Raw genomic sequence first — 15322 nt, 5'->3', positions numbered from 1 at the left:
GGGCCGCTCCAGGGCGGCCAAGCTTCATCCCCGGCGCTTCTTGACCGCCTGCGACAGCAGCTCCAGCACCTGGGTCGAATCCTCCCAGCCCAGGCAGGCGTCGGTGATGCTCTGGCCATATTCCAGCGCCGAGATGGCCTCCTTGCCCGGGGTGAACTTCTGCGCCCCGGCCTTGAGGTGGCTCTCGACCATCAGGCCGAACACGCTGTGGCTGCCGCCGGCGATCTGGTCGCCGATGTCACGCGCGACGTCGATCTGCTTCTGGTGCTGCTTGCTGCTGTTGGCGTGGCTGCAGTCGACCATCAGCCTGGGCGGCAGCTTGGCGGCCTCGAGGTCCTTGCAGGCCGCCGCGACGCTGGCTGCGTCGTAGTTGGGCGCCTTGCCGCCGCGCAGGATCACGTGGCAGTCCTTGTTGCCCTTGGTCTGCACGATCGCGACCTGGCCGTTCTTGTGCACCGAGAGGAAGTGGTGACCGCGCGCCGCCGCCTGGATCGCGTCGGTGGCGATGCGGATGTTGCCGTCGGTGCCGTTCTTGAAGCCGATCGGTGCCGACAGGCCCGAGGCCAGTTCGCGGTGCACCTGGCTCTCGGTGGTGCGGGCGCCGATCGCGCCCCAGGAGATCAGGTCGCCGATGTACTGCGGCGAGATCACGTCGAGGAACTCGCTGCCGGCCGGCAGGCCCATGCGGTTGATGTCGATCAGCAGTTGGCGCGCGATGCGCAGGCCCTCGTCGATGCGGAAGCTTTCGTCGAGGTACGGATCGTTGATGAGCCCCTTCCAGCCGACCGTGGTCCGCGGCTTCTCGAAATAGACCCGCATCACGATCTCCAGCGTGCCGGCGTACTTCTCGCGCTCGGCCTTCAGGCGGCGCGCGTAATCGAGCGCGGCGGCCGGGTCGTGGATCGAGCACGGGCCCATGATCACCAGCAGCCGGTCGTCCTTGCCGGCCATGATGTTGTGGATCGCGTGGCGGGTGCCGGTGATCAGCGATTCGACCGGCGTTCCGGCGATCGGGAAGAAGCGGATCAGATGTTCGGGGGGAGGCAACACAGTGATGTCCTTGATGCGTTCGTCGTCGGTCCTGCTGGTTTTTTCGACGTTCGCATACCAGGTTTCGCTGGGCGGGGCGGCTTTCGTGCTCATGTGTGCTTCCTTGGAGAGGTCTGGATTTCGAGGGGCAATAAAAAAACCGCCGGGCTTGTGGCACCGGCGGTTCTGGGAGGTTCTGCTTGTCTGCTTGCTTTACGCGCGCGCCTCTCGTCCGCCGGGAACCGGGAACCAAAAGAAGGCAAAGTAATAAGCGCGGGAGGCGGACATGGGCGGCAACTTTAGCATAGGAAATGCTTAGGCCGTGCCGCCGACGGTCAAACCGTCGATCCGCAGGGTCGGCTGGCCGACGCCGACCGGCACGCTCTGGCCCTCCTTGCCGCAGGTGCCGACGCCCGAATCGAGCGCCATGTCGTTGCCGATCATGGTGACGCGCGTGAGCGCATCGGGGCCGTTGCCGACGATGGTCGCGCCCTTGACCGGGTACTGGATCTTGCCGTTCTCGACCCAGTAGGCTTCGCTGGCCGAGAACACGAACTTGCCGCTCGTGATGTCGACCTGGCCGCCGCCGAAGTTGGTGGCGTAGAGGCCCTTCTTGATACTGGCGACGATTTCCTCGGGGACGCGGTCGCCGCCCAGCATGTAGGTGTTGGTCATGCGCGGCATCGGCGCATGGGCGTAGCTCTCGCGGCGGCCGTTGCCGGTGGGCTTGGCCTTCATCAGCCGGGCGTTGAGCGAGTCCTGGAGGTAGCCCTTGAGGATGCCGTCCTCGATCAGCACGTTGCGCTGGGTCGCGTTGCCCTCGTCGTCGACGTTGAGCGAGCCGCGGCGGTCGGCGATGGTGCCGTCGTCGAGCACGGTCACGCCCTTGGCCGCGACGCGCTGGCCGATGCGCCCCGAGAAGGCGCTCGACCCCTTGCGGTTGAAATCGCCCTCGAGCCCGTGGCCGATGGCTTCGTGCAGCAGGATGCCCGGCCAGCCCGGGCCGAGCACCACGGTCATCTCGCCGGCCGGCGCGGGCCGGGAATCGAGATTGGTCAGCGCCGACTTGACGGCCTGGTCCACATATTCGGCGATGTGCTCGTCATCGAAGTACGCCAGGCCGAAGCGGCCGCCGCCGCCGCCGGAACCGACTTCGCGGCGGCCGTTCTGCTCGGCGATCACCGTCACCGACAGCCGCACCAGCGGCCGCACGTCGGCGGCCAGGGTGCCGTCGGCGCGCGCCACCAGCACCACGTCGTATTCGCTCGCCAGGCCGGCCATGACCTGGGCCACGCGCGGGTCGCGCGAGCGCGCAAGTTGTTCGACCTTCTCGAGCAGCTTGACCTTGGCGGTGCTGTCGAGCGTCGAGATCGGGTCGACGCCGTTGTAGAGCGAGCGGCTGGCCGCGATCTTGCGCGTCGGCGCCTTGACTCGCGCGGTCTTGCCGGCAGCCGAGATGCTGCGCACCGTGCGCGCGGCATCGAGCAGCGAAGCTTCCGAAATGTCGTCCGAATAGGCGAAGGCGGTTTTCTCGCCGCTGACCGCGCGCACGCCGACGCCCTGGTCGATGCTGAAGCTGCCGGTCTTGACGATGCCCTCTTCGAGGCTCCAGCCCTCGCTGCGGGTGTACTGGAAGTAGAGGTCGGCGTCGTCCACCCGGTACGCCTTGATCTCCGCGAGCGCACGCGAGAGGTGCGATTCGTCGAGGCCGAAGGGCGTGAGCAGGAGCTGTTGCGCCGTGGCGAGGCGCTCGATGGTGGGTTCGCGGGAGATCATCGAAACATTCTAGGCTCCCCCCCAGGTTGCCCGGCACTGCGTGTCCGGGCGCCCACCCCCTGCAGGGGGCAACACCAGCGGCCTGGCAGAGCCAGATCCGCGGTGTTTCACCAACGGGCCTGGCTGCGCCGGCCGGTGAGTACTGGCGCTGCTTGTTCGACGGCTGCGCGCAGCGCGTCTTGGGGGTCAGCTCTGGATCATTCGCTTGGCGCGGGAGATGGACATCAGGATGCCCAGCCCGAGCCCCAGCGTGACCATGGCCGTGCCGCCATAGCTGATGAAAGGCAGCGGCACCCCCACCACCGGCAGGATGCCGCTCACCATGCCCATGTTCACGAAGGCGTAGGTAAAGAAGATCATCGTGACCGCTCCGGCCAGCAGGCGCGAGAACAGCGTCGGCGCGTCGAGCGCGATCGCCAGTCCGCGAAAGATCAGGAAAATGAAGGCCGCGATCAGCGCCAGGTTGCCGGCCAGCCCGAATTCCTCGGAATAGGCCGCGAAGATGAAGTCGGTGGTGCGCTCGGGAATGAACTCCAGGTGCGTCTGCGTGCCCTGCATGAAGCCCTTGCCGCCGATGCCGCCCGAGCCGATCGCGATCATTCCCTGGATGATGTGGAAGCCCTTGCCGAGCGGGTCCTTGGTCGGGTCCAGCAGCGTGCAGACGCGCTGCTTCTGATAATCGTGCAGGATCTTCCAGTCGAAATCGTTGGCGCACAGCGTCGACTCGAAACCGACGATCAGCGCCACCGCGACAATGCCGATCAGGACCGGCGGCACGATCAGCTTCCACGACAGTCCGGCGAAGAAGATCACCGACAGGCCCGTGGCCAGCACCAGCAGCGAGGTGCCGAGGTCGGGCTGCTTCATGATCAGGCCGACCGGCACCGCCAGCAGCACCGTCGCGACGACGAAGTCGAGCGGCCGCAGTTGCCCCTCGCGACGCTGGAACCACCAGGACAGCATCAGCGGCATCGCGATCTTGAGGATCTCGCTGGGCTGGATCACGACACCGACGTTGATCCAGCGCTGGGCGCCCTTCTTGGTGATGCCGAACAGCGCCACCGCGACCAGCAGCGCCACGCCGAGGGTGTAGACCGGCACCGCCAGCGTCATCAGGCGCTGCGGCGGCACCTGCGCCACCACGAACATGATGAAGCCGGCCAGCAGCATGTTGCGCCCGTGGTCGACGAAGCGGGTGCCGTGGTCGTAGCCGGACGAATACATGGTCAGCATGCCGGCACAGGCCAGCAGCAGCACAGCAAAGGCGAGGAAGCCGTCGAAGCCCTGGAACACGGGCAACAGGCGCCGCGCGAGCGAAGGTTGATTGAAGACGGCCGACATGGGCCGCAATTATCGGTGCCCGAAGCCTGGCCGATGGGCTCCAGGGGCCATTTTCGGCCGCAGTTCCCGATAATCGCGGCATGCCGCCCACCACCCACCTGCTCTATCTGCACGGCTTCCGCTCCTCGCCCCGGTCCACCAAGGCCAGCCAGATGGCCAGTCGCGTGGCCAGCCAGCACCCGAACCTGCACTGGTGGTGCCCGCAGCTGCCGCCTTCGCCGCGCGAAGCGATCGCGCTCGTGATGCGCGGCATCGCCGGCTGGCCGCGCAGCTCGATGGCGGTCGTCGGTTCCTCGCTCGGCGGTTTCTATGCCACTTATGTAACAGCCACCACCTATTGCCGGGCGGTGCTGCTCAACCCGGCGGTAGACCCGGCGCGCGACCTGGTGCGCCACATCGGCGATCAGACCCTCTGGCACGATCCGGCGGCGCACTTCCACTTCCGGCCCGAATACATCGCCGAACTGCGCGCGCTCGAGGTCGGGCCGCTGGACCGGCCCGAGCAGGTGTTCGCGGTCATCGCCAAGGGCGACGAGGTGCTCGACTGGCGCGACATGTCGGACCGCTATCCGGGCAGCCGGCTCAAGATCCTGGAAGGCGGCGACCACGCCCTGTCGGATTTCGAGACGCAGCACCTGGACGAGGTCCTTGCTTTCATCGATCCGGCCTGACGGCCTGCGGGAGCCGCGCATGGGAGAATCCGCCCCATGTTTGTATTGTTCGAAGAAGCCGGCAAATACCTGGGCGGCCGCGTCCTGTCGGAGGCCGAAGCCTCGGCACAGGTGGAGCTCGAGACCGGCAAGCGGGTCAAGGTCAAGGGCGCCAACATCGTGCTGCGCTTCGAGAAACCTTCGCCGGCCGACCTGATCGCCGAAGGCCGCACGCTCGCGGCCACGGTCGATCTCGACCTGGCCTGGGAATTCGCGCCCGAGGGCGAGTTCGCGTTCGACGAACTGGCCACCGAGTACTTCCAGGCCCATCCCACGCTGGTGCAGCAGGCCGCGGCGCTGCTGGCCCTGTTCGAGGCACCGCACTATTTCCGCCGCGCCGGCAAGGGCCGTTTCAAGAAGGCGCCGGCCGAGATCGTCCAGCAGGCGCTGGCCGCGATCGAGAAGAAGAAGCTCGTGCAGGCCCAGATCGCGGAATGGGCCGGCCAACTGGCCGCCGGCGTCTGCCCGGCCCCGGTGCGCGAGCAGCTGTTCAAGATCCTGTTCCGCCCCGACAAGAACGCGCCGGAATACAAGGCCGTGGTCGACGCCGCCCGCGCCACCCAGCGTCCGCCGCTCGAGCTGCTGAAGCAGGCTGGCGCCATCGACTCGGCCTACCAGTTCCACTGGCGCCGCTTCCTGTTCGAGAACTTCCCCAAGGGCACCGGCTTCCCGTCGCTGCAGCCGCCGGTCATCGCCGACGAACTGCCGCTGGCCGACGTGCAGGCCTTCTCGATCGACGACTCCCACACCACCGAGATCGACGATGCGCTGTCGGTGCAGGGGCTCGGCAGCGGCACGGTCGTGGTCGGCATCCACATCGCGGCGCCGGGTCTGGCCCTGGTGCCCGGCGGCCCGATCGACCAGGTGGCGCGCGCGCGCATGTCGACGGTCTACATGCCGGGCCACAAGATCACGATGCTGCCCGACCACGTGGTCGAGGCCTACACGCTGCAGGAAGGGCGCGACTGCCCGGCGGTTTCGCTCTACGCGACCTTCGACGAGCAGACGCTGGCGCTGAAGAGCACCGAGACCCGGCTCGAACAAGTGCCGATCGTTGCCAACCTGCGCCATGACCAGCTCGACACGGTGATCACCCAGCCCTGGCTGGAAGACGCATCGGTCGGCGCCGCGGAGGCGTCCGCGACGCTGGCGCCGCTGCGCGCGCCGCTGTCCTTCCTGTTCCGGCTGGCGAAGCAGCTGAAGGCGCAGCGCGAGGTGGTGCGCGGCAAGCCCGAGAATTTCAGCCGGCCCGACTACACCTTCCGCCTGGTCGGCAACGACGGCGAACCGACCGGCAACGAGCAGGTGCAGATCGGCACCCGCCAGCGCGGCGCGCCGCTGGACCTGATCGTCTCCGAGGCCATGATCCTGGCCAACAGCAGCTGGGGCGGCTGGCTCGGCGAGCTCGGCGTGCCCGGCCTGTACCGCAGCCAGGCCAGCCTGGCGCCCGGCATCAAGGTGCGCATGGGCACCCGGGCGCTGCCGCACGCCGGCCTCGGCGTGAAGAGCTACGCCTGGAGCACCTCGCCGCTGCGCCGCTACACCGACCTCGTGAATCAGTGGCAGATCATCGCGGCGGCGCGCCACGGCAAGACCGCCGCGCTGGCGGCGCCGTTCAAGCCCAAGGACGCCGACCTGTTCTCGATCCTGTCGGGCTTCGACGCCGCCTACAGCACCTACAACGCGCACCAGGGCGGCATGGAGCGCTTCTGGACGCTCAAGTACCTGCAGCAGCAGGGCATCACCGAACTCGAGGCCACGCTGATCAAGGACGTGCCGAACGGCGCGCTGGCGCGGGCCGACACGCTGCCGCTGGTGTTCATGGTGACCGGCACGCAGGGACTGCAGCGCGGCGCGCGGGTGCGCGTGCGGCTCGGCGAGGTCGACGAGATCGCGCTCGACGTCCACGGCACCGTCATCGAGCGCCTCGACGCCGCGCCCGCCGATACGCAGGCCGAGGACGAGAGCGGCGAGGACGAGGAAGTCGCCGGCCCGATCGCCATCGCTGTCGACCTGGCCGACAGCGAGGCCGCACCGGAGAACGCGCCCGCATGAACCTGCGCGACCTCAGCACGCTGCAGATCGCGCTCGGCGTGTCGATCGTCGCGCACGCGGTCTTGCTGGCGGTCCGCTTCGTCGACCCGGAGTCCTTCAACCGCGTCTTCAAGGAGACGCCGCTCGAAGTGATCCTGGTCAATGCCAGGACCCAGGAGCGCCCTGACAAGGCCAAGGCCATCGCCCAGGCCTCGCTGGCCGGCGGCGGCGACCTCGACCGCGGGCGCGCCACCAGCCCGCTGCCGCCCTCCACCTTCACCGCGATCGGCGACTCGATGGAGGACGCCCAGCGCCAGGTCGAAGCGATGCAGCAGCAGCAGATGCTGCTGCTGGCCCAGATCAAGCAGCAGCTGGCCAGCATGCCGGTGCCCGACCCGCGCGCCCAGGGCAACCCCAGCGAGACGGCCGCGCGCGAGGAAAAGCGCCGCCAGCTGGTCGAACTGCTGGCCGAGATCGAACGCCGCGTGAACGAAGAGAACGCACGGCCCAAGAAGCGCTACATCAGCCCGGCCACGCGCGAGGCCGCCTATGCGGCCTACGTGGACGCGCTGCGCCGCAAGATCGAGGTGCGCGGCACCGAGAACTTCCCCGAGGCCGCCGGCCGGAAGCTGTACGGCGAACTGACCATGATGGTGACCGTCAATCACGACGGCAAGATCCTCTCGACCGACATCGTCGAGAGCTCGGGCGACCGCACGCTGGACCGGCGCGCGCAGGCGATCGTGCGCAGCATCGGCGGCTTCGGCAAGTTCACCGACGCGATGCGCCGGCAGACCGACCAGATCGTGCTGCCCTCGCGCTTCAAGTTCACCCGCGACGAGACGCTGGAAACCCAGCTCTCGTCCAGACAATGAGCCACCCGACATGACCGACCTGTACTGCGTGATGGGGCATCCGGTCGAGCACAGCCGCTCGCCGTGGATTCATGCGCGCTTCGCCGAACTCACCGGCCAGACCCTGGACTACGGCCGCCGGCTGGCGCCGCTCGACGATTTCGCCGGCGCGGTGGCGGCGTTCCGCGCCGATGCCGCGGGCACGGCGCGCGGCTGCAACGTCACGGTGCCGTTCAAGTTCGAGGCCGCCGCGCTGTCGCAGCACCTGACGCCACGCGCCGCGCTGGCGAAGGCGGTCAACGTGCTGAGTTTTCGCGACGACGGCGTGCACGGCGACAACAGCGATGGCATCGGCCTGGTCAACGACATCCGGATCCACGCGGGCGTTGCGCTCGCGGGCAGCGAACTGCTGCTGCTGGGCGCGGGCGGCGGCGCGGCCGGCGTGCTCGGCCCGCTGCTGGAAGCCGGTCCGCGCCGGGTCGTGGTGGCCAATCGGACGCTGGCCAAGGCGATCGCGCTGGTGCAGCGCCACGCGGCGTTGGCGATGCAGCACCACGTCACGCTCGAAGCACAGGCGCTCGACAGCGTGCCGGGCCGCTTCGACGTGCTGGTGAATGCCACGGCCTCGAGCCTGGCCGGCGGCGAGGTCCCGGTGGCGGCCAGCGTGCTGAAGCCGGGCGCACTGGCGATCGACATGATGTATGGGCCGGCCGCGGCGGGCTTCATGGACTGGGCGCGCGCCCACGGCGCCGTGCCGCGCGACGGCCTCGGCATGCTGGTCGAGCAAGCGGCCGAGGCCTTCGAGATCTGGCGCGGCGTGCGGCCGCCGACCGCACCGGTGCTGACCGAGTTGCGCGCCCTCGTCGAGGCCCGGTGAGGGCCGTTCTGCGCTGGTTCGGCTGCGTGCTGATCGCGGCCTTCGCGCTGCAGCTCTTCTTCATCCTGCGGATCGCCGCGATGGCGGTGATCGATCCGCAGTCGACGGCATTCCAACGCTCCGAAGCCTGGCAACTCGCGACCCGGGGACGCAGCAACGGCGAACGCGAGTGGCGCCAGCAGTGGGTGCCCTACAGCCAGATCTCGGACGCGCTCAAGCGCGCCGTGATCGCCAGCGAGGACAGCGAGTTCGTCTACCACCAGGGCGTGGAGTGGGAGGCGATCGAGCGCGCCCGCCAGCGCAACGCCAAGGCCGAGGAGATCGCCGCCAGGCGCGCCGCGCAGATGCGCGCGCGCGGCAAGGAGCCGCGCCCGGCCCCGTTGCGCGGCGGCTCGACCATCACGCAGCAGCTGGCCAAGAACCTGCTGCTCTCGGGCGAGCGCACGATGCTGCGCAAGGGCCAGGAGCTGGTGCTGGCCACCGCGCTCGAAGTGCTGCTGTCGAAAGAGCGGATCCTGGAGATCTACCTCAACAACGTCGAATGGGGCGAAGGCATCTTCGGTGCCGAGGCTGCGGCGCAGCACTACTTCAGAAAGCCGGCGTCGAAGCTCTCCAACAACGAGGCGGCCCGGCTGGCCGTGATGCTGCCGAGCCCGAAGTTCTTCGAGCGCCGGCAAGGCTCGTCGTATCTGGCGAGCCGAGCGGGCACGATCGCGGCGCGCATGCCCTCCGCAGAACTGCCCTGAGCCGCGGCACCCGGCCCGTATCATCGGCAACATGCTTGCAAAGTTCACGGGGTGGGGATTGCTGGCCTTGATCCGGCTGCTCACCGGCGCCCAGGCGCGCTGGTGGGGCTGTCCACCCAAGGCCGAGCAGCGCATCTACTTCGCCAACCACCAGAGTCATCTCGACCTCGTGATGATCTGGGCCGCCCTGCCCGAGGAACTGCGCAGCATCACGCGGCCGATCGCCGCGCGCGACTACTGGGCCAACACGCCGTTCAAGCGCTGGATCACGACCGAGGTGTTCAACGCGATCTATGTGGAGCGCGGCGGCGGCGCGGCGACGGTGCCACCGGCGCCGCCCGCGGCAGCGCCCGCCGAGCGGATCGAGCCGTCGTTCGACGATGCGCCGGCGCCTGCCGCCCAGCTCGAGATGCCGTTGTCGGAGCCGCTGCCCGAGCCGGCACCCGAACCCGAGCCACCCCCCGCCCCTCCGGGCAGCGCGGAGGCGCTCGCACCGCTGCAGCCGCTGATCGAGGCGCTGCAGAGCGGCGACTCGATCATCATCTTCCCCGAAGGCACGCGCGGCCACACGGGCGAACCGCAAAAATTCAAGTCGGGGCTCTTCACGCTGGCCCAGATGTTCCCGGAGGCGGTGCTGGTGCCGGCCTGGATCGACAACGTGCAGCGCGTGATGCCCAAGGGCGAGGTGGTGCCGGTGCCGATCCTGTGCTCGGTCACCTTCGGCGCGCCGATCCGCCTCGAAGAGGGCGAGGAGCGCCGCCCCTTCCTCGACCGGGCGCGCGCAGCGGTGGTCGCGCTGCGGGACGTCTAGGGCCGGCCCACGCATGAACCAGTACCTGCGCAATCTTTCCCCGACCCATCAGGTCGCGGCGCTGTTCGTGATCGTCTTCGGACTGCTCGTCGTCGTCAGCACCGTGGCCTTCATGCTGAGCTTCAGGGAGCGTCGCAATCCGGTCCACGACGAGATCTGGCAGCGCGAGCTGCAGCATTTCCGCACGCTGCTGCGCACCACCTGGTTCATGGCGGTGGTGTTCTGGATCGGCTGGGCCCTGGGCGAGACCGTGGCGACGCTGCTGTTCGCGCTGATCGCCTTCCTGGCGCTGCGCGAGTTCATCACCCTGTCGCCGACCCGGCGCGGCGACCACCGAAGCCTGATCCTGGCCTTCTTCGTGGTGCTGCCGATCCAGTTCTGGCTGGTGGCGACCGCGCACTTCGACCTCTTCACGGTGTTCATCCCGGTCTACGTCTTCCTCGCGATTCCGGTGGTGAGCGCGCTGGCCGACGACCCGAGCCACTTCCTCGAGCGCAACGCCAAGCTGCAGTGGGGCATCATGGTCTGCGTCTACGGCATGAGCCACGTACCGGCGCTGCTGCTGCTGTCGTTCCCGGGCTACGAGGGCAAGAGCGCCTTCCTGGTGTTCTTCCTGGTGTTCGTGGTCCAGACCTGCATGCTGGTGCAGCACCTGGTCTCGCGGCGCAAGGCGATGCCGCCGGAAGGCGCGCCGCCACCGCCCCAGCCGCCGGGCTGGCTGGGCGCGATCCGGCACCGCCTCTTCATGCAGGAGCCCTTCGCGCCGCACGTGAGCCGCAGCTTCAACTGGACCAGCTGGGCCCTCGGCATGGCGATCGCGAGCGTGGTCGGGGCGCTGTTCTCCTTCATCACGCCCTTCAAGTTCGGCCAGGCGCTCGCGGTGTCGCTGATCGCCTGCGTGGCCGGCTCGATGGGCCATCTCGTGATGAAGGCGCTCAAGCGCGACCGCGGCATCCCCAACTGGGGCCGGCGCGGCGTCGGCGTGACCGGCGCCCACGGACTGCTGGACCGGGTGGATGCGCTGTGCTTCGCGGCGCCCGTGTTCTTCCATGCGGTGCGCTGGTACTTCGGCGCCTGACGGCATGCGCATCCTCGGCATCGACCCCGGACTCCAGACCACCGGCTTCGGCGTGATCGACGTCGACGGCCATGCGCTGCACTACGTCGCGAGCGGCACCATCAGCACCCGCCATCTCGGCACCGGCGAACTGCCGGCGCGGCTCAAGGTGCTGTTCGACGGCATCGGCGAGCTGGCGGCGCGCTACCAGCCCGATGCGGCGGCGGTGGAAATCATCTTCGTCAACGTCAATCCGCAATCCACGCTGCTGCTGGGCCAGGCCCGCGGCGCCTGCCTGACAGCGCTGGTGACCCGCGACCTCACGGTCTCGGAGTACACGGCGCTGCAGATGAAGCAGGCGGTGGCGGGCCACGGCCGGGCTGCCAAGGCGCAGGTGCAGGAGATGGTGAAGCGGCTGCTGAAGCTGCCCGGCCTGCCCGGCAGCGACGCGGCGGACGCGCTGGGCATCGCGATCACGCATGCGCACGTGGGCGCCTCGCTGGCGCGGCTGGGGCAGGCCACGGTGCTGGGACGCAGCACCAGCGGGCGGTACCGGGACGGCCGGACGCGATAGGCCGGCGCTTCAGGCCAGCATCTCGACCGAGTAGAAGACGCGCCGCAGTTCGGGATCGGTCGACACCGCGCCGGCGCGCATCTGCTCGATGAAATGCACCAGAAAGCGCTCGGCCGGCTGCGACAGCGTTTCGTTGCTGCGGCGAATGATGCCCACCGTGCGCGGCGCGAACTGCTCGCGCAGCTGCAGCGCCACCATCGTGCCGCGCAGCGAAGCGGTCTCCACAAGCGGCCACGGACAGAAAGTGAGCATGTCGGTCTGCTGCACCAGGGTCAGCATGAGGGCCGCCGACTGTGCCAGGTGGATGCGCTGTCGCGGCACCGCGGCGCCGTGCTGGACGAAGAGCTGCTCCATCAGCTGCTTCTCGCCGTCGGGCGCGAAATTGAGCACCCAGTCGTCGTCCAGCAGCTGGTGGATCGAGCTGGCACCGGCGCGAGGATGCCCCGCGCGCGCCATCACCGTGGCTTCGTAGGTGAACAGCGGGCTGGCCTGCAGGCCGTGCAATTCATCGGCCGCGGCGATGCGGCCGATCATCAGGTCCAGGCTGCCTTCTCGCAGCTTGGGGTAGGCGAGCGCAGAAAAGCCATCGAAGAGCTCGAGCCGCACGTGCGGCATCTCGATGCGGTACGAGGCCAGCACCCGCGCCAGCAGGGTCTGCGCGACCCAGGGCGTGACGCCGATCGAGAGCCGCTGCGGCGCGCCGGCATCGCGGTGGCGCGCCAGGTCCTGCTCGGCCCGATGCATCTGCTCGAGGATGCGCTGGGCGTGGTGCAGCAGGTCGCGGCCGGCATCGGTGAGGCCGATGCCGCCGCTGTGGCGGGTGAACATGGCCAGCTGGCACTCGGACTCCAGCTCGCGCATGCCCTGGGTGACCGCCGCCTGGGTCACGCCCAGTGTCCTCGCCGCCGCCCGGATGCTGCCCTGGGCGGCCACCGCGACGAGATAGCGCATCTGGTGCAGTTTCATCGCGGCGATTATCGGCTTCGGTCGTCGGGGGCTCGGCCGTCACGCGCCAGCCGCATCGAGGGCCGGCTGACAAGACAGGCATTGCCCTTCGATGCCAGGCGTTGCCTGTCTGCCAGCGGGCGGCAAGCCTTCCTAGACTTCGCCCACCCCGCACTCCAGAAAGATCTCTCGCCCATGAACCCGGTCATCGAACCTCCCCGGACCTCCGACCCCGTGCTGCCAGGCATCCGTGCCATCGAGAAGGACATGGTGGCGCTGCGCCACCATCTGCACGCGCACCCGGAGCTGGCCTTCGAGGAGTTCGCCACCAGCGACCTGGTGGCCGCCCGCCTGGCCGAATGGGGCTATGCGGTCGACCGCGGCCTGGGCGGCACGGGCGTCGTCGGCAGCTTGCGCGTCGGCAAGGGAAGCCGCGTGCTGGGCCTTCGGGCCGACATGGACGCCCTGCCGATCCACGAGGAGACCGGCCTGCCCTATGCCAGCAAGGCCCAGGGAAAGATGCACGCCTGCGGCCATGACGGCCATACCGCGATCCTGCTGGCCGCGGCGCAGCACCTGGCGAAGGAGCGCGGCTTCGACGGCACCCTGCACCTGATCTTCCAGCCCGCCGAGGAAGGCCTGGGCGGCGGCCGCAAGATGATCGAGGACGGCCTCTTCGAACGCTTCCCCTGCGACGCGATCTTCGCGCTGCACAACATGCCCGGCTACCCGGTCGGCAGCTTCGGCTTCATGGGCGGACCGTTCATGGCCTCGTCCGACTCCGTCACGATCACGGTCAAGGGCCGCGGCGGCCACGGCTCCGCGCCGCACCTGGCGGCCGACCCGGTGGTGGCGGCGGCGCACATCGTGCTGGCGCTGCAGACCATCGTGTCGCGCAATGTCGATCCGCGCGAGATGGCCGTCATCTCGGTCGGTGCCATCCATGGCGGCGATGCGCCCAACGTCATTCCCGGCAGCGTGCTGATGCGCCTCACGGTGCGGGCCTATCGCCCCGAGATCCGGGCCATGCTGCGCGAACGCATCACGCAACTGGTGCAGGCCCAGGCCGCGACACTGGGCGTCCAGGCCGAGGTCGACTACCACTGGCGCTATCCGGCGCTGGTCAACGACGTGGCCAGCACCGAGTTCGCGCGCCAGGTCGCGGTCGACTGGCTGGGCGAGGAAGGCCTGATCCCGGGCCTCCAGCCGCTCACCGGCAGCGAGGACTTCTCCTTCATGCTCGAGCAATGCCCGGGCAGCTACCTGATCGTGGGCAACGGCGTCGGCGAGACGCACGGCAGCGGTGGCTGCATGGTCCACAACCCCGGCTACGACTTCAACGACGCCTGCCTGCCGATCGCTTCGACCTACTGGGTCAAGCTGGCGCAGCGCTTCCTCGCAACGCTCGCCTGAGCGGCGTCTCGGCGAATCCGATTCCTCTCGATCGACCCCCCACCATGACCTCCTCCACGCGCCACCCCTTCTTCCTGCCGTCGCGCCGCGGCGTCCTCGGCCTCGTCGCGGCCGCCGCATGGGCGCTGGCCCCGCTGGGGGCTGCGGCGCAGGGCGCCTATCCGAGCCGGCCGATCAAGATCGTCGTCGGCTACCCGCCGGGCGGCTCGGTGGACCAGGCGGCGCGCATCGTCGCCGACGCGCTCGGGCCCAGGCTTTCGGCCACCCTCATGATCGACAACCAGGGCGGTGCGGCCGGCGCCATCGCGGCGCAGCGGGTGGTCGGCAGTCCGGCCGACGGCTACACGCTGCTGGCGGGTTCGAGCAACGAGATGGCCGCCACCGGACTGGTCAATCCCGCCCAGAAGTACGACCCGCAGAAGGACCTCACGCCGATCGGCCTGATCGCCACCGCGCCGGTCCTGCTGGTGGCCGGCCCCAGGAGCGGTGTGAAATCGCTCGCCGAATTCGTCGACACGGTCAAGCGCAGCCCGGGCAAGTTCAGCTACGGCAGCTCGGGCGTCGGATCGACCCTCCATTTCGCGGGTGAACTCGTGAAGCAGCGGGCCGGCCTGTCGATGGTCCACATCCCCTATCGCGGCACGGCGGCGCTGACCGGCGACCTGGCCGGCGGCACGCTCGATTTCGCGATGCTCTCGCCGACGGCGGCCCTGCCCTTCATCCAGAGCGGGCGCCTGTTCCCGATCGCGATCACCAGCGCACAGCGCAGTCCGCTGCTGCCCCAGGTGCCCGCGATGGGCGAGCATCCCTTGCTCAAGGGCTACGAGATGGTCGGATGGTTCGGGCTTGCCGGTCCTCGCAACCTGCCGCCCGAAGTGACCCAGCTGCTGAAGCAGAACCTGCAGGCGGTGCTGCAGGACCCCGCGGTGCGCCAGCGGCTGGACCAGGCCGGCATGGTGTCGCCCCACCCGACCAGCCCCGCGGACCTCGGACAGCTGATCGCCACCGACATGGCGAAATACGCCAAGCTGGTGGAATTCGCCCACATGCGCGACTAGGGCCTGTTCACCCTATTTCCGGGGTCGCGAAGGCATGCCAGGACGGGCCAATCAAGGCGCGCGACGCGGCATGTGCGTCGGCACATGCGAGGAGGAG

The 15322-nt window shown here is 69.0% G+C and carries 14 protein-coding genes; 10 read left to right on the top strand and 4 right to left on the bottom strand.

All coding sequences use genetic code 11. The features are described from left to right. Positions 1–24 precede the first annotated feature (24 nt). The 3 genes from AB4Z46_RS18460 to rodA form a co-directional block, all read right to left on the bottom strand. Positions 25–1143: a 3-deoxy-7-phosphoheptulonate synthase gene (locus AB4Z46_RS18460; protein ID WP_442284979.1), complete on the bottom strand. Its 1119-nt coding sequence runs from the start codon at positions 1141–1143 to the stop codon at positions 25–27. A 201-nt stretch (positions 1144–1344) separates the two neighbouring features. Beyond that, positions 1345–2805, bottom strand: coding sequence for a metalloprotease TldD (gene tldD, locus AB4Z46_RS18455; protein ID WP_442284978.1), 1461 nt, complete (start codon positions 2803–2805; stop codon positions 1345–1347). Between the two features lie 186 nt (positions 2806–2991). After that, positions 2992–4146, bottom strand: a complete 1155-nt coding sequence (rodA, locus tag AB4Z46_RS18450; RefSeq protein ID WP_442284977.1) for a rod shape-determining protein RodA — start codon at positions 4144–4146, stop codon at positions 2992–2994. 80 nt (positions 4147–4226) lie between these two features. Here rodA and AB4Z46_RS18445 point away from each other — a divergent pair, with 80 nt between their 5' ends. The 8 genes from AB4Z46_RS18445 to ruvC are packed head-to-tail and all read left to right on the top strand — an operon-like array spanning position 4227 to position 11809. Then, the gene (locus tag AB4Z46_RS18445; RefSeq protein ID WP_442284976.1) at positions 4227–4817 is read left to right on the top strand and encodes a YqiA/YcfP family alpha/beta fold hydrolase; all 591 of its coding nucleotides are present in this window, start codon (positions 4227–4229) and stop codon (positions 4815–4817) included. Positions 4818–4853: 36 nt separating this feature from the next. Beyond that, complete coding sequence (locus AB4Z46_RS18440) at positions 4854–6911, top strand: ribonuclease catalytic domain-containing protein (RefSeq protein ID WP_442284975.1); 2058 nt, start codon at positions 4854–4856, stop codon at positions 6909–6911. Then, a complete protein-coding gene (locus AB4Z46_RS18435; RefSeq protein ID WP_442284974.1) occupies positions 6908–7765 on the top strand; it encodes an energy transducer TonB in 858 nt (285 codons plus the stop codon). Before AB4Z46_RS18440 ends, AB4Z46_RS18435 begins: the two co-directional genes overlap by 4 nt. A gap of 10 nt (positions 7766–7775) precedes the next feature. Further along, positions 7776–8621, top strand: a complete 846-nt coding sequence (aroE, locus tag AB4Z46_RS18430) for a shikimate dehydrogenase (protein WP_442284973.1) — start codon at positions 7776–7778, stop codon at positions 8619–8621. After that, complete coding sequence (mtgA, locus tag AB4Z46_RS18425) at positions 8618–9367, top strand: monofunctional biosynthetic peptidoglycan transglycosylase (protein ID WP_442284972.1); 750 nt, start codon at positions 8618–8620, stop codon at positions 9365–9367. The genes aroE and mtgA overlap by 4 nt, the downstream gene beginning before the upstream one ends. A gap of 31 nt (positions 9368–9398) precedes the next feature. Continuing rightward, entirely contained in the window at positions 9399–10178 is a 780-nt protein-coding gene (locus AB4Z46_RS18420; protein WP_442284971.1) for a lysophospholipid acyltransferase family protein, read from the top strand. 13 nt (positions 10179–10191) lie between these two features. Next, on the top strand, positions 10192–11256 hold the full coding sequence (locus AB4Z46_RS18415) for a phosphatidate cytidylyltransferase (protein WP_442284970.1): 1065 nt from the start codon (positions 10192–10194) through the stop codon (positions 11254–11256). 4 nt (positions 11257–11260) lie between these two features. After that, positions 11261–11809, top strand: coding sequence for a crossover junction endodeoxyribonuclease RuvC (gene ruvC, locus AB4Z46_RS18410; RefSeq protein WP_442284969.1), 549 nt, complete (start codon positions 11261–11263; stop codon positions 11807–11809). Positions 11810–11818: 9 nt separating this feature from the next. On the opposite strand, the gene AB4Z46_RS18405 is transcribed toward ruvC, so the two are convergent. Further along, positions 11819–12775: a LysR family transcriptional regulator gene (locus AB4Z46_RS18405; RefSeq protein ID WP_442284968.1), complete on the bottom strand. Its 957-nt coding sequence runs from the start codon at positions 12773–12775 to the stop codon at positions 11819–11821. 174 nt (positions 12776–12949) lie between these two features. On the opposite strand from AB4Z46_RS18405, the gene AB4Z46_RS18400 reads away from it, so the two are divergent. Further along, on the top strand, positions 12950–14167 hold the full coding sequence (locus AB4Z46_RS18400) for a M20 aminoacylase family protein (protein ID WP_442284967.1): 1218 nt from the start codon (positions 12950–12952) through the stop codon (positions 14165–14167). A 44-nt stretch (positions 14168–14211) separates the two neighbouring features. Further along, positions 14212–15225: a Bug family tripartite tricarboxylate transporter substrate binding protein gene (locus AB4Z46_RS18395; RefSeq protein WP_442284966.1), complete on the top strand. Its 1014-nt coding sequence runs from the start codon at positions 14212–14214 to the stop codon at positions 15223–15225. Positions 15226–15322 lie beyond the last annotated feature (97 nt).

It is taken from the genome of Variovorax sp. M-6, assembly GCF_052114385.1.
Lineage (GTDB): Bacteria > Pseudomonadota > Gammaproteobacteria > Burkholderiales > Burkholderiaceae_C > Variovorax.
Note: the sequence above shows the minus strand (reverse complement) of the source record. Positions and strands in the feature narration are given on the sequence as shown.

Bases quoted from the DNA above. Each gene is read 5' to 3' on its own strand.
- AB4Z46_RS18460 (WP_442284979.1), bottom strand. From the start codon at position 1,143: ATGAGCACGAAAGCCGCCCCGCCCAGCGAAACCTGGTATGCGAACGTC.
- tldD (WP_442284978.1), bottom strand. From the start codon at position 2,805: ATGATCTCCCGCGAACCCACCATCGAGCGCCTCGCCACGGCGCAACAG.
- rodA (WP_442284977.1), bottom strand. From the start codon at position 4,146: ATGTCGGCCGTCTTCAATCAACCTTCGCTCGCGCGGCGCCTGTTGCCC.
- AB4Z46_RS18445 (WP_442284976.1), top strand. From the start codon at position 4,227: ATGCCGCCCACCACCCACCTGCTCTATCTGCACGGCTTCCGCTCCTCG.
- AB4Z46_RS18440 (WP_442284975.1), top strand. From the start codon at position 4,854: ATGTTTGTATTGTTCGAAGAAGCCGGCAAATACCTGGGCGGCCGCGTC.
- AB4Z46_RS18435 (WP_442284974.1), top strand. From the start codon at position 6,908: ATGAACCTGCGCGACCTCAGCACGCTGCAGATCGCGCTCGGCGTGTCG.
- aroE (WP_442284973.1), top strand. From the start codon at position 7,776: ATGACCGACCTGTACTGCGTGATGGGGCATCCGGTCGAGCACAGCCGC.
- AB4Z46_RS18420 (WP_442284971.1), top strand. From the start codon at position 9,399: ATGCTTGCAAAGTTCACGGGGTGGGGATTGCTGGCCTTGATCCGGCTG.
- AB4Z46_RS18415 (WP_442284970.1), top strand. From the start codon at position 10,192: ATGAACCAGTACCTGCGCAATCTTTCCCCGACCCATCAGGTCGCGGCG.
- ruvC (WP_442284969.1), top strand. From the start codon at position 11,261: ATGCGCATCCTCGGCATCGACCCCGGACTCCAGACCACCGGCTTCGGC.
- AB4Z46_RS18405 (WP_442284968.1), bottom strand. From the start codon at position 12,775: ATGAAACTGCACCAGATGCGCTATCTCGTCGCGGTGGCCGCCCAGGGC.
- AB4Z46_RS18400 (WP_442284967.1), top strand. From the start codon at position 12,950: ATGAACCCGGTCATCGAACCTCCCCGGACCTCCGACCCCGTGCTGCCA.
- AB4Z46_RS18395 (WP_442284966.1), top strand. From the start codon at position 14,212: ATGACCTCCTCCACGCGCCACCCCTTCTTCCTGCCGTCGCGCCGCGGC.